The organism is Streptomyces lincolnensis, from assembly GCF_021173675.1.
Classification (GTDB): domain Bacteria; phylum Actinomycetota; class Actinomycetes; order Streptomycetales; family Streptomycetaceae; genus Streptomyces; species Streptomyces lincolnensis_B.
The window spans coordinates 577,331-589,687 of record NZ_JAIHON010000008.1; the positions used below are offsets into that span (position 1 = coordinate 577,331).

The 12,357-nt window shown below is 70.6% G+C and carries 11 protein-coding genes; 7 read left to right on the plus strand and 4 right to left on the minus strand.

Annotation, left to right across the window (positions count from 1 at the left end; translation table 11 throughout):
- Window positions 1–181 precede the first annotated feature (181 nt).
- The 4 genes from K4B79_RS26415 to K4B79_RS26430 all read left to right on the plus strand — a co-directional run bounded on the left by K4B79_RS26415 (window position 182) and on the right by K4B79_RS26430 (window position 3,971).
- On the plus strand, window positions 182–352 hold the full coding sequence (locus tag K4B79_RS26415) for a Trm112 family protein (protein WP_007382472.1): 171 nt from the start codon (window positions 182–184) through the stop codon (window positions 350–352).
- Window positions 353–482: 130 nt separating this feature from the next.
- Window positions 483–1,610: an SIS domain-containing protein gene (locus K4B79_RS26420; RefSeq protein ID WP_232029396.1), complete on the plus strand. Its 1,128-nt coding sequence runs from the start codon at window positions 483–485 to the stop codon at window positions 1,608–1,610.
- A gap of 101 nt (window positions 1,611–1,711) precedes the next feature.
- Window positions 1,712–2,863 carry a mannose-6-phosphate isomerase, class I gene (gene manA / locus K4B79_RS26425; RefSeq protein ID WP_232029397.1) on the plus strand — a complete coding sequence of 384 codons (1,152 nt, stop codon included), beginning with the start codon at window positions 1,712–1,714 and terminating at the stop codon, window positions 2,861–2,863.
- A gap of 127 nt (window positions 2,864–2,990) precedes the next feature.
- Window positions 2,991–3,971, plus strand: a complete 981-nt coding sequence (locus K4B79_RS26430) for a cation diffusion facilitator family transporter (RefSeq protein WP_232029398.1) — start codon at window positions 2,991–2,993, stop codon at window positions 3,969–3,971.
- A 62-nt stretch (window positions 3,972–4,033) separates the two neighbouring features.
- On the opposite strand, the gene lepB is transcribed toward K4B79_RS26430, so the two are convergent.
- Both lepB and K4B79_RS26440 read right to left on the minus strand, forming a co-directional pair.
- The gene (lepB, locus tag K4B79_RS26435; protein ID WP_232029399.1) at window positions 4,034–4,708 is read right to left on the minus strand and encodes a signal peptidase I; all 675 of its coding nucleotides are present in this window, start codon (window positions 4,706–4,708) and stop codon (window positions 4,034–4,036) included.
- Between the two features lie 122 nt (window positions 4,709–4,830).
- Complete coding sequence (locus tag K4B79_RS26440) at window positions 4,831–6,918, minus strand: fructose-specific PTS transporter subunit EIIC (RefSeq protein WP_308280505.1); 2,088 nt, start codon at window positions 6,916–6,918, stop codon at window positions 4,831–4,833.
- 492 nt (window positions 6,919–7,410) lie between these two features.
- Here K4B79_RS26440 and ahcY point away from each other — a divergent pair, with 492 nt between their 5' ends.
- Window positions 7,411–8,868 carry an adenosylhomocysteinase gene (gene ahcY / locus K4B79_RS26445; protein ID WP_232029400.1) on the plus strand — a complete coding sequence of 486 codons (1,458 nt, stop codon included), beginning with the start codon at window positions 7,411–7,413 and terminating at the stop codon, window positions 8,866–8,868.
- Between the two features lie 230 nt (window positions 8,869–9,098).
- Window positions 9,099–9,713, plus strand: coding sequence for a hypothetical protein (locus K4B79_RS26450; protein WP_232029401.1), 615 nt, complete (start codon window positions 9,099–9,101; stop codon window positions 9,711–9,713).
- Window positions 9,714–9,752: 39 nt separating this feature from the next.
- On the opposite strand, the gene K4B79_RS26455 is transcribed toward K4B79_RS26450, so the two are convergent.
- Window positions 9,753–10,790, minus strand: coding sequence for an RDD family protein (locus K4B79_RS26455; protein WP_232029402.1), 1,038 nt, complete (start codon window positions 10,788–10,790; stop codon window positions 9,753–9,755).
- Between the two features lie 130 nt (window positions 10,791–10,920).
- Here K4B79_RS26455 and K4B79_RS26460 point away from each other — a divergent pair, with 130 nt between their 5' ends.
- On the plus strand, window positions 10,921–11,928 hold the full coding sequence (locus K4B79_RS26460) for a stage II sporulation protein M (RefSeq protein WP_232029403.1): 1,008 nt from the start codon (window positions 10,921–10,923) through the stop codon (window positions 11,926–11,928).
- Window positions 11,929–12,063: 135 nt separating this feature from the next.
- On the opposite strand, the gene K4B79_RS26465 is transcribed toward K4B79_RS26460, so the two are convergent.
- Window positions 12,064–12,357, minus strand: a 294-nt coding sequence (locus K4B79_RS26465; RefSeq protein ID WP_232029404.1) for a hypothetical protein, incomplete at its 5' end; no start/stop codon positions are given.

Below are 12,357 nucleotides of genomic sequence, written 5' to 3' on the forward strand. Positions count from 1 at the left end.
GGGGCGCAGCCCCCAGGGACGGGACGGGTAGGGGCGGCGGGGGCGAAAACCAAAGACAGCAACCACCACGCACCCGCACCCATGCCCGACCGCCCCAACCCCCGCACACCACCCCCACCGGCGGTACCCTGACCAGGCACATCCGCACAAGCAGACGCACCGCCCCTCGAAGGGAACCCCCATGCCGCTCGAAGCCGGCCTCCTGGAGATCCTCGCCTGCCCGGCCTGTCACGCCCCCCTCAAGGAGCAGGACACCGAGCTGATCTGCACCGGCCAGGACTGCGGCCTGGCGTACCCCGTGCGCGACGGCATCCCCGTCCTCCTCGTGGACGAGGCCCGCCGCCCCGCCTAGGAACAACCGCCGGGACCGCCACCCGCGCGACCCGACGAGGCCCGCCGCCCGCGCAACAGACGACCATCTGGCGACCCGGAAACCCGGAACCCCGCGAATCCGACGACCCGGCGACCGGAGGCTGCCGCCCATGCTCGACGAATCGCTGCTCGACACCCCCGCCGCACTCGCGGAGGCCGACCACCGCGGCCTCCTGCGCGGCGCCGCCGAGGCCGGTGCCCGCGTCCGCACCGCGGCCCGGCACGCCGCCGAGGCAGGCGTGCACGACCTCAAGCCGGACGGCCGCCCTCGCGCCGTCCTCATCGCGGGCCCCGGCGCCGCGGCGATCTGCGCCGCCGACCTCCTCGGCACGCTCGCCGGCCCCGGCAGCCCGGTCATCCGCCTCGCCCCGACCGGAGTCGCCCCCGCCGCGGGCGCCCTGCGCTGGGAACTCCCCGGCTGGGCGGGCTCCGTCGACCTGCTCCTGATCGCGACCCCCGACGGCACCGAACCGGGCCTGTCCCTGCTCGCCGACGCGGCCTACCGCCGCGGCTGCACCGTCGTCGCCGTGGCCCCCGCCGGCACCCCGCTCGCCGAAGCGGTGGAGGGCGCCCACGGCCTCTTCATGCCGATGGCCACGGCCCCCTACGAGCAGGCCACCCCCCTCGCCGCCTCGGCGCCCGGAGTCCTGTGGGCCCTGCTCACCCCGCTCCTGGCCCTCCTGGATCGCACCGGCGTGCTCAGCGCCCCGCCCGACGCCCTGGACAAGGTCGCCGACCGCCTCGACCACATCGCCGAGCGCTGTGGGCCCGCGATCGCCACCTACAGCAACCCGGCCAAGACGCTGGCCTCCGAGCTGGCCGACGCCCTTCCGGTGATCTGGACCGAGGGCACCTCCGCCGGCCCCGCGGGACGCCGTTTCGCCGCCGCGCTCGCCGAGCTCTCCGGCCGCCCGGCCCTGGTCTCCGAACTCCCCGAGGCGCTCGCCGCGCACAGCGCCCTGCTCGCGGGCCCGCTCGCCGCCGGCTCCGACCCCGACGACTTCTTCCGCGACCGCGTGGAGGAGCCGCCCGCCCTGCACGCGCGCGTGGTGCTGCTGCGCGACCGTCCGATCGGCGGCCTCACCGCCGCGCCGACCGCCCGTGACGTGGCCCTCAGCCACGACACACCGATCAGCGAGCTGGAGCCGGAATCCGGCGGCGAGCTGGAGACCCTCGCGGAACTGATCGCCATGACGGATTTCGCCGCCGTTTACCTGGCGCTCGCCTCGGGGGCCTGACCTTGCCCAGGACGTCCTGACCGTCGTGGACACGACGCCCGACCGTCGTAAACCCGACGCCCTGACCGTCGTACGTACTGAGAACCGGCAGAAAGAACCCGATGGACCGCCTCGACAACACCATCCGCCCCTACGCCTGGGGTTCGACCACCGCGATCCCGCAGCTCCTCGGCGTCGAGCCGACCGGTGAACCGCAGGCGGAGATGTGGATGGGCGCCCACCCGGGCGCACCCTCCCGCACGGAGCGCGGCACCCTCGTCGAGGTCATCGAGGCCGCCCCGGAACGGGAGTTGGGCGAGAAGGCCGTGGCCAGGTTCGGCCCCCGCCTGCCCTTCCTCCTGAAGATCCTCGCCGCCGGCGCTCCCCTCTCCCTCCAGGTGCACCCCGACCTGGAGCAGGCGAAGGCGGGGTACGAGGACGAGGAGCGCCGCCACATCCCCGTGGACGCCGGGCACCGCAACTACAAGGACGCCAACCACAAGCCCGAACTCATCTGCGCGCTCACCGAGTTCGACGGCCTGTGCGGCTTCCGCGCGCCGGCCGACGCGGCCCGCCTCCTCGCCGGCCTCGACGTCGACAGCCTCAAGCCGTACGTCGATCTCCTGCACGCCCGCCCCGAGGACGCCGCCCTGCGCGAGGTCCTCACGGCGGTCCTCACCGCCGACCCGGACGAGATGTCCCGCACGGTCACGGCAGCCGCGGCCGCCTGCGCCCGGCTCGGCGGGGACTACGCGCCCTATGCCGACATCGCCCACCACTACCCGGGCGACCCGGGCGTCATCGCGGCCATGCTGCTCAACCACGTCCGACTCCAGCCCGGCGAAGCCCTGTTCCTCGGCGCCGGCATCCCGCACGCCTACCTCAGCGGACTCGGCGTGGAGATCATGGCCAACTCCGACAACGTCCTGCGCTGCGGCCTGACCCCCAAGCACGTCGACGTCCCCGAACTCCTGCGCATCGTCCGCTTCGAGGCCGCCGACCCCGGAGTCCTCCGCCCGGAGGCGTCCCCCGACGGTGAAGAGGTCTACGAGACCCCCATCGACGAGTTCCGGCTCTCCCGGTACGTCCTTCCCGAGGGCGCCGCCGCCCACGACCTCACCCGCGCGACCCCGCAGATCCTGCTCTGCACGGCAGGTTCCGTGCGAACCGGGGAACACGAGTTGTCGCCGGGGCAGTCGGTCTTCGTACCGGCGGGCGAGAAGACCGAAGTCACCGGTGCGGGCACGGTCTTCCGAGCCACTGTGATCGTATGACCGGGCCTGTGGACAGCTGACACGAAGCACCTCCGCGGGGCTGCAACAATGGCCCACCGGCAAAGCCCGGGCAAAGGCCCGGACGGCGTACGCAGGGCAGACGAAGGCGAAGGGACAACGCGAACAGATGAGCGCGTCAGGCGGTACCAAGGCGATCGTGGCGGCACTCGCAGCCAACCTCGCGATCGCGGCAGCGAAGTTCGTGGCGTTCCTCTTCAGTGGCTCGTCGTCGATGCTCGCCGAGTCCGTGCACTCGCTCGCCGACTCCGGCAACCAGGGCCTGCTGCTCCTCGGCGGCAAGAAGGCCCAGCGCGAGGCCACCCCGCAACACCCCTTCGGCTACGGCCGCGAGCGGTACATCTACGCCTTCCTCGTCTCGATCGTCCTCTTCTCGGTCGGCGGCATGTTCGCCATCTACGAGGGCTACGAGAAGATCAAGCACCCGCACGACATCGAGCACTGGTACTGGCCGGTGGGCGTCCTGGTCTTCGCGATCATCGCCGAGACCTTCTCCTTCCGGACGGCCATCGAGGAGTCCAACACCCTGCGCGGCGGGCAGTCCTGGAAGGAGTTCGTGCGCCACGCCAAGGCGCCCGAGCTGCCGGTCGTCCTCCTGGAGGACCTCGGTGCACTCGTCGGCCTGATCCTCGCGCTCGGCGGCGTGGGCCTGGCCCTCGCCACGGGCGACGGCGTCTGGGACGGCATCGGCACCCTCTGCATCGGTGTCCTGCTCATCCTCATCGCGATCGTCCTGGCCGTCGAGACCAAGTCGCTGCTCCTGGGCGAGGCCGCCGGTGTCGACGCGGTGCAGAAGATCGAGGCCGCGATCGTCGACGGTGACACGGTCACCGGCATCATCCACATGCGCACGCTCCACCTCGGCCCCGAGGAACTGCTCGTCGCCGCCAAGATCGCCGTCCAGCACGACGACACGGCCACCGAGATCGCGAACGCCATCGACGCCGCCGAGGCCCGCATCCGCGAGGCCGTCCCGATCGCCCGCGTGATCTATCTCGAACCCGACATCTACAGCGAGACCGAGGCCGCCAAGGGCGCCGACCGCGAGGCCACCCCCGGCGGACCGGCATCGCACCCCGCCGAGCACTGACCCCTTCCCGCCGTACGACCACGGGGCCCGCCGGAATGTCCGGCGGGCCCCGTCGGCCGTCGTCAGACCTGCGTCGGCCAGGGCGGTTGCACCGCGGCCGGCGTCCGCCGCCGCAGAGCGAACGCGGCGATCCCCAGGCCGAGCCCGGTCAGCGCGAGCAGGAGCCCGGCCAACGCGCCCCCACCGAGCAGCAGCGGCACGGTGTAGTCGTCCGTCACCCGGCCCCGTACCGCACCGACAGGCACCGTCCCCTCGTGGTCCTCGGCGAAGAACCGGGAGTCCATCGAGTTCACCCGGTGGTCACCCAGCAGGAACAGCCGCCCCTGCGGCACCCGCACGTTGTAGGGCCGCCGCATCCCGTCGGCGACGCCGTCCTTCACGTACGACTCACCGAGCGGCCTGCCGTTGACGGTGAGCCGCTCCTGCGGCGTCCCCATGGCGGTGCAGCACACGACGTGATCACCGCCCACGCCGATCACCCGCTGCATGACGGGGCCGTCGAAGAGATAGCGCTCGGGCGCGGTGAAGAGCACCACGTCCCCGCGGCGTACCTCCGTCCCGTCGACGCGCTCGTAGACCAGCTGCTGCCCCTGCGTGTACGTCGGGGACATGCTGTCGCTCGACACCGTGGCCCCGTGGTAGCCCGTCCACAGAGCCGCCAACGCCCCGATCACCAACAGCAGTCCCAACGGCCCCAGCACCCACGCCGTGACCCCCAACTTCCGCGCCTTGCCCACTGCCCGGCCCTCCCCACGCGGCCCTTCCGCGCCGGCAGAGACTAGCGGCTCACCGTGAACGCCCGGTGCGGGCCCGCGCCCCAGGTCAGAGGCGCGGGCCGACGCCTACCGACCGCTGTTGTTCACCGGATCTCGCTCAGCACGTCGAGGACGGCTCTTGCGTCCGGTGCGGCGGTGAGCCGCTCCCGGAAGTCCGGATCCACCAACTTCCGCGACAACAACGCCAGAATCCGCAGATGCTCGTCGCCGGCGGCGGCCTCCGGTACGGCGATCATGAACACCAGCCTGGCCTTCGTACCGTCAAGGGAGCCCCACTCGACACCCTCGGCGGACCGCGCGAAGCCGACCACCGGCGCGGTCACCGCGTCCGTCTTGGCGTGCGGGATCGCGATCTCCTCGCCGAGCCCGGTCGTGCCCTGCGCCTCACGCCGCAGCGCGGTCGCCACCAACTCGTCCACATCGGCGACCCCGCCGGCCCGCGCGAGCAACTCCGCCATCTCCCGGACGGCCCCGTCCTTGTCCCGCGCCTCCAGCCGGACCTTCACGGTCTCCTCGGTGAGATATCCGGACAGGACGCCCTCACCACTCCCGCCGGCCTCCGCCGGTTCAGCCGCCGCTCCGGAAGAACTCACCACCACGGCCTGCCGCGCCACGGCGCCGGCGGCGCCCTGCGCACCACTCCCACCGGTCGCGAGGCCACCGACCCCGACGAGCGCGGGCTCGGGCCCACCCGCGCCCGCACCGGCGATCGACTGCCCGCCCCCACGCCTGCGTTCACCGATGTCCACCAGCGCCACCGTGGTCAGCGCGGTGGCCACCGAGCCGATCACCACGGCCACGAAGAACATCGGTACGCCGCTCACCGCGCCCAGCACCGCCACGATCGGCCCGCCGTGCGGCACCGCGTCCTCGACCCCGGCGACCCCGGCGATCGCACCGGCCACCGCACCGCCGAGCATGTTCGCCGGGATGACCTGCGCGGGCCGTGCCGCCGCGAACGGGATCGCGCCCTCGGAGATGCCGAAGCAGCCCATGAACAGCGCGGCGAGACCGGTCTCCCGTTCCTGCTCGGTGTAGAGCCGCCGGCGTATCAGCGTGGCCAGCCCCTGACCCAGCGGCATGACCGGGATCGCGGCCGCGCACATCCCCATCACCGTCTGGTTGCCGGTCGCGATCAGCCCCGTGCCGAACAGGAACGCCGTCTTGTTGACCGGTCCGCCCATGTCGAACGCGATCATGAGTCCCAGAATCGCGCCGAGCAGGATCGCGCTGGTGCCCGTCATCCCGCTGAGCCAGCTGGTCAGATGCTCGAACACCCAGGAGATCGGCTTCCCGATGACGTAGATGAAGAACAGTCCGAGAGCCGTGGTCGCCACGATCGGGATCACGATGATCGGCATGATCGGCCGGACGAACTTCGGGACCTTCACCTTCTTGATCCAGAGCACCAGATACCCGGCCAGGAACCCGGTCACGATCGCCCCGATGAACCCGGCGCCCGCCTTCGAGTCGTAGAGCGAACCGGTGTTGGCGATCCACCCGCCGATCATGCCCGGCACCAGGGCCGGACGGTCCCCGATGGCATGGGCGATGTAGCCCGACAGGATCGGCACCATCAGCGTGAAGCCGATGACACCGATGTTGTTCACGTCCATCCAGAAGGAGTCCTTCGGGATGACCAGACCACCGGAGGGGTCGGTGTGACCGCCCAGCGAGAGCGAGATCGCGATCAACAACCCGCCGACCACCACGAACGGGATCATGTAACTGACCCCGTTCATCAGCGCCTTGTACCCGACGCCGCGCTCCGTGCCGCCCTCCGTCGAGGGCCTGTCGCCGCCCTCCGCGTGCACCGGCGCCGACCGCACCCGCTCGATCAGCCGCTCGGGATGACGGATCCCCTCGGCCACGCCGACCGTGAGCACGCGCTTGCCCACGAAACGACTCAGATCCACATCCTTGTCCGCGGCGACGATGATGCCGTCCGCTGATCTGACATCGTTGTCGGTGAGGACGTTTTCAGCCCCGATGGACCCCTGCGTCTCCACCTTCATCTCGATGCCGCGGCTCTCGGCGGCCTGCGCGAGCTTCTCCGCCGCCATGTACGTGTGGGCGATACCGGTCGGGCACGCCGTCACCGCCAGCAGCCTCAACCGCCTGCGCTCGCCATCGCCGCCGCCCGTGGGGGGAGGACCGGCCGGATTGGTCACGTCGATCTCCTAACGCCTTTGTCACGCGGAACGCCGTCCCGGACGCCCCGCAAGATCGATCAGAGGTTCCGATCGCCTCGCATCCTGCCGCACCTACCCGCAGCCCCACAGACGCAAAAGCCCCTGCTAGCGGTGGTCTGATCGCTCCCGATCCGTCACTCTTTCCCCCTTCACCGATGTCTTGTTCTCGCCCCCGAACCCCTCCACCCGGCCTCCCGGTTCGACTCCGCACCACAAACCGTGATGGCGTGATGAGTTCGAAGGGGGACTGGGGACGTCCGGGCCCGCCGGTGTAGCTTGGGTGGGAGCCAGACGTCGCTGCTGATGGCGGTCGGGCGGTCCCACCGCGGACCGACCGAGGGAGAGAGGGCCTCCGACGGACTGCGCTGCGCGCACGTGGGCATGCCTGTGTCCTCCTTCGGGCACCCCTGTGTCCGCCGCCGCGCAGACCAGCCGTACCCACCTCGCCCCAACCCCGAGGAGCAGCTCGCAATGACGACTGTCGAGAACCGACAGGACTTCAAGGTCGCCGACCTCTCCCTGGCCGACTTCGGCCGCAAGGAGATCACCCTCGCCGAGCACGAGATGCCCGGCCTGATGGCGATCCGCAAGGAGTACGCCGAGGCACAGCCGCTGGCCGGCGCCCGCATCACCGGCTCCCTGCACATGACCGTGCAGACCGCCGTCCTCATCGAGACCCTGGCCGCCCTCGGCGCCGAGGTCCGCTGGGCGTCCTGCAACATCTTCTCCACCCAGGACCACGCGGCCGCTGCCATCGCCGTCGGCCCGAACGGCACGCCCGACAACCCCCAGGGCATCCCGGTCTTCGCCTGGAAGGGCGAGACCCTGGAGGAGTACTGGTGGTGCACGGAGCAGGCGCTGACCTGGCCGAACACCCCCACCGGCGGCCCGAACATGATCCTGGACGACGGTGGCGACGCCACCATGCTCGTCCACAAGGGCGTCGAGTACGAGAAGGACGGCAAGGTCCCGGACGTCGCGACCGCCGAGTCCGAGGAGCACGGCGTGTTCCTCCAGCTGCTGACCCGCACGGTGGCCGAGAGCCCGCAGAAGTGGACGCAGGTCGCCTCCGAGATCCGCGGCGTGACCGAGGAGACCACCACCGGTGTCCACCGCCTGTACGAGATGCAGCGCGACGGCACCCTCCTGTTCCCGGCGATCAACGTCAACGACGCCGTCACCAAGTCGAAGTTCGACAACAAGTACGGATGCCGCCACTCCCTGATCGACGGCATCAACCGCGCCACCGACGTCCTCATCGGCGGCAAGACCGCGGTCGTCTTCGGCTACGGCGACGTGGGCAAGGGCTGCGCGGAGTCCCTGCGCGGACAGGGCGCCCGCGTCATCGTCACCGAGATCGACCCGATCTGCGCCCTCCAGGCGGCGATGGACGGCTACCAGGTCACGACCCTCGACGAGGTCGTCGACAAGGCCGACATCTTCATCACCACGACCGGCAACAAGGACATCATCATGGCCTCGGACATGGCCAAGATGAAGCACCAGGCGATCATCGGCAACATCGGCCACTTCGACAACGAGATCGACATGGCCGGCCTCGCCAAGATCCCCGGCATCGTCAAGGACGAGGTCAAGCCGCAGGTCCACACCTGGAAGTTCCCCGACGGCAAGGTGCTCATCGTCCTGTCCGAGGGCCGCCTGCTGAACCTGGGCAACGCCACCGGTCACCCGTCGTTCGTGATGTCCAACTCCTTCGCGGACCAGACCCTGGCCCAGATCGAGCTGTTCACCAAGCCCGACGAGTACCCGACCGGCGTCTACGTGCTGCCCAAGCACCTCGACGAGAAGGTCGCCCGTCTCCACCTGGACGCGCTCGGCGTGAAGCTCACCCAGCTCCGCCCCGAGCAGGCCGCGTACATCGGCGTGGAGGTCGAGGGCCCGTACAAGCCGGACCACTACCGCTACTGAGCCCGCACCACCGGGACCGAGCCCGCGTCACCCAGCGGCTCACCCGCTGAACACGGACTCACCCGCTGAGTACGGACCGCGGTCCGGGGTGAGCACGCCGGTGCACCGACGCGCTCACCACCAGCAGGACCTTCGAGGCAGGCCCCCGCACCCCCGTGTCGGGGGCCTGCCCCTTTGGCCGGACCAGCTCACCGCGGCGCCCGACCAGCCCGTCACGACCCAGGACCCCCATGCCCCGCGGCCGTTATTCGCTCCACGATCCGCACGATCACACCCCCCTCGCAGAAGAACACTTCCAGTGCGCCCCCGGCCCGTCCGGCTGGCGCTACGTCTCCCAACTGACCACGTCCTCGGGCGAGCACAGCGGTTCCGTCGACCTCACCCTCGACGAACTCGGCCGCCCTCTCCGCCTCGAACTGCACGCCGCGAGCTGGCAGGTGCGCGGTGCCGCGCTCGACGGCGTCACCTGGGTCCGCACAGACCCGACCGGGACACACGCCACAGAAGGCAACGTCGCCGCCCACGCCTTCACCGGCACATCCCCCGCGTTCCTCATCGCCACCACCCGTCTCCTGCGCCTCACCCCTTCCGCTCCGGCCACCCGCGTACGCCTCGTCGCCTTCACGGACCCGGTCCTCGCCCCGCGCACCGTGGATCAGTCCTGGGCCCTGCTGAGAAGACAAGCACACGCCACTGACAACGGCCCTCTGACCGTGGAGGAATACCAGGTCACAGCCCTGGACACCGGCGAACAGCACGCCGTTCACATCGCCGGGGATGTCGTCCTCGCGGCACCCGGCATCGAGCTGGAAAACCTCGACTCGCCGCCCTCCGCGTTCACCTGAGCGGAACCAGCACGCTCAGGCCACTGCTCCGACACCCCGCTAGGCGGGCGGCACGAACCCGGTCCCCGGCCGCTCGGCAGACGGCGTGCTCCGGGGCACCGCGGGCCCGCCCTCGTCCGCCGGGCCACCGGACCGATCTCCGACCGGCGCCTCCGCCGAACCCCCGACCGGAGCCTCTACCGCACCGGCACCGGCACCCGTGACGTCCTGCCCGGCAGTCCGAGAAAATCCCGCAGACCGGTCCGACGGCGGTCCATACCCACCCGGCGCTCCGTGCGAGGGCCCGCCGTAGCCCTGTGGCGCCCCCGCGGCCGTAGCCCCGCCCGCACCGCCGCCGAAGGCCCGCCGAACCTCCCTGGCCTGCCGCTCCTGCATCACCGCGGCCAGGTACGCGGCCGGCGGAACGCCCTGCGGCGCCGGGGCCCCCGTACGAGCCGCGAGGTCGCCGGCCAGACGCTCCGCCATGGCCCAGCCGACCCGCGGATCCAACTGGTGCATCCGCGTCAGGTACTGGCGGATCGCCAGCCACAGACCGTCGGGCACCGCCGACAGATCGAGCCCCGAGAAACGCCCGGCCAGCCACGGCGGCGGGGGAGGCACGACCCCGGCCCGCGCCGTCGGAATCCGCTCCCGCACGACCAGAGTCCCGGCGAAGACATCACCGAGCCGCCGCCCACGTGCCGAAACGAGCGAGGCGATGGTGGCGACGACCCCGAACGTCATCAGGATCTCCACCGTCCCTATCGCACCGCGCACCAGCGCATGCCGGAACCTGATCGGCCCGCCGTCGTCCCGCACCACACGCAACCCGCACGCCAGCTTCCCCAGCGAACGCCCGTGGCTCAGCGTCTCGACCGCTATCGGTCCGCCGACCAGCACCAGCAGAAAAGCGGCGATCGACAACGCGATCTGCGCCGCCTCGTCCAGAGAAGCGGTGGAAGCCACCAGAACGATCGTGACGACGACATAGAGGGTGATGGCCACGGCCAGATCGATCAGTACGGCCAACGCCCTGCTGGGCAGCCTCGCGGGGCGCAACTCCAGCGCCACCGCCTCGCCCGTCACCAGCTCACTCACGCCCGCCGCCCTTCCCCTGACCTGCCCTGTGAGCAGTCAGTCTGCCAAGCTGAGGGCGCATCGCGCCGCAGTACGACAAGCTGACACACGCGACGGACCGCCGACGACCAGCCGAGGAGCAGCCGAACCGATGGACCTCGACGTCTTCGTCACCGCTCACCGTGCCGAGTGGGACCGCCTCGACGCCCTGCTCCGGCGTCAGCGCCGCCTCTCCGGCACCGAGGTCGACGAACTCGTCGCGCTCTACCAACGCACCGCCACCCACCTCTCGCTGATCCAGTCCAGCGCTCCCGACCCGCAGCTGACCGGTCGGCTCAGCCAACTGGTGGCCCGCGCGCGCAGTGCCGTGACAGGCACCCGCCGCGCCTCCTGGCGCGATGTCACACGCTTCCTGACCCACGGCTTCCCGGCCGCCGTCTACACGTCCCGCCACTGGTGGGTACCCACCGCGCTGCTGTCCACGATCGTCGCAGCCCTCCTGGGCTGGTGGATCGGCACCCACCCCGAAGTACAGTCCACCATCGCGGCGCCCGACGAACTCCGGGAGCTCACCCGCCCGGGCGGCCAGTACGAGACCTACTACTCGTCCCACCCGGCGGCCTCCTTCGCCGCACAGGTCTGGACGAACAACGCCCAGGCCGCTGCCATGTGCCTGGTACTGGGCGTCTTCCTGGGCCTTCCGGTCCTCTGGATCCTCTTCCAGAACATGCTCAACATCGGCGTCGGCTTCGGCCTGATGTCCTCGGCCGGCCGCCTCGACACCTTCCTCGGCCTCATCCTTCCGCACGGCCTGCTCGAACTGACCGCGGTCTTCGTAGCCGCAGGCACCGGTCTACGGCTCGGCTGGACGGTCATCGACCCGGGCCCGCGCACCCGACGCTCCGCCCTGGCGGAGGAGGGCCGAGCCGCCGTGGGCATGGCGATAGGCCTGGCTCTCGTCCTCTTCGTCTCGGGTGCCATCGAAGGCTTCGTCACCCCCTCCGGCCTGCCCACATGGGCCCGCATCGGCATCGGCATCCTCGCCGAGCTGGCCTTCCTCGCCTACGTCTACGTCCTGGGCGGCCGCGCCGCCCGGACCGGCGACACCGGCGACGTCGAGGAGGCCGAGCGCAGCGCCGCGGTACCCACGGCCGCCTGATGTGCGGACCGCCCGCCTGAGCTGTTACTCTCTTCCACGCCCCACAAGAGCCGTTGACACGGAGCAAGTGGGGAGGTAGATTCGAACAGTTGCCTGGAGCTCGGCTAGATCCGGCTCGGTGACAGTGAGTGTCTGTCAGCTTCCAAGAACTTTGATTTCGAAGAAGCCCCCCTTCCTGATGAACTCGGAAATTGATGGCCGGTTAGTACGGCCCAAAACTTCTGATAATGTTGGGAACGCCGGAAAGGGAAACGCGGAAGCGGGAACCTGGAAAGCACCGAGGAAATCGGAACCGGAAACGGTCTGATAGAGTCGGAAACGCAAGACCGAAGGGAAGCGCCCGGAGGAAAGCCCGAGAGGGTGAGTACAAAGGAAGCGTCCGTTCCTTGAGAACTCAACAGCGTGCCAAAAATCAACGCCAGATTTAGT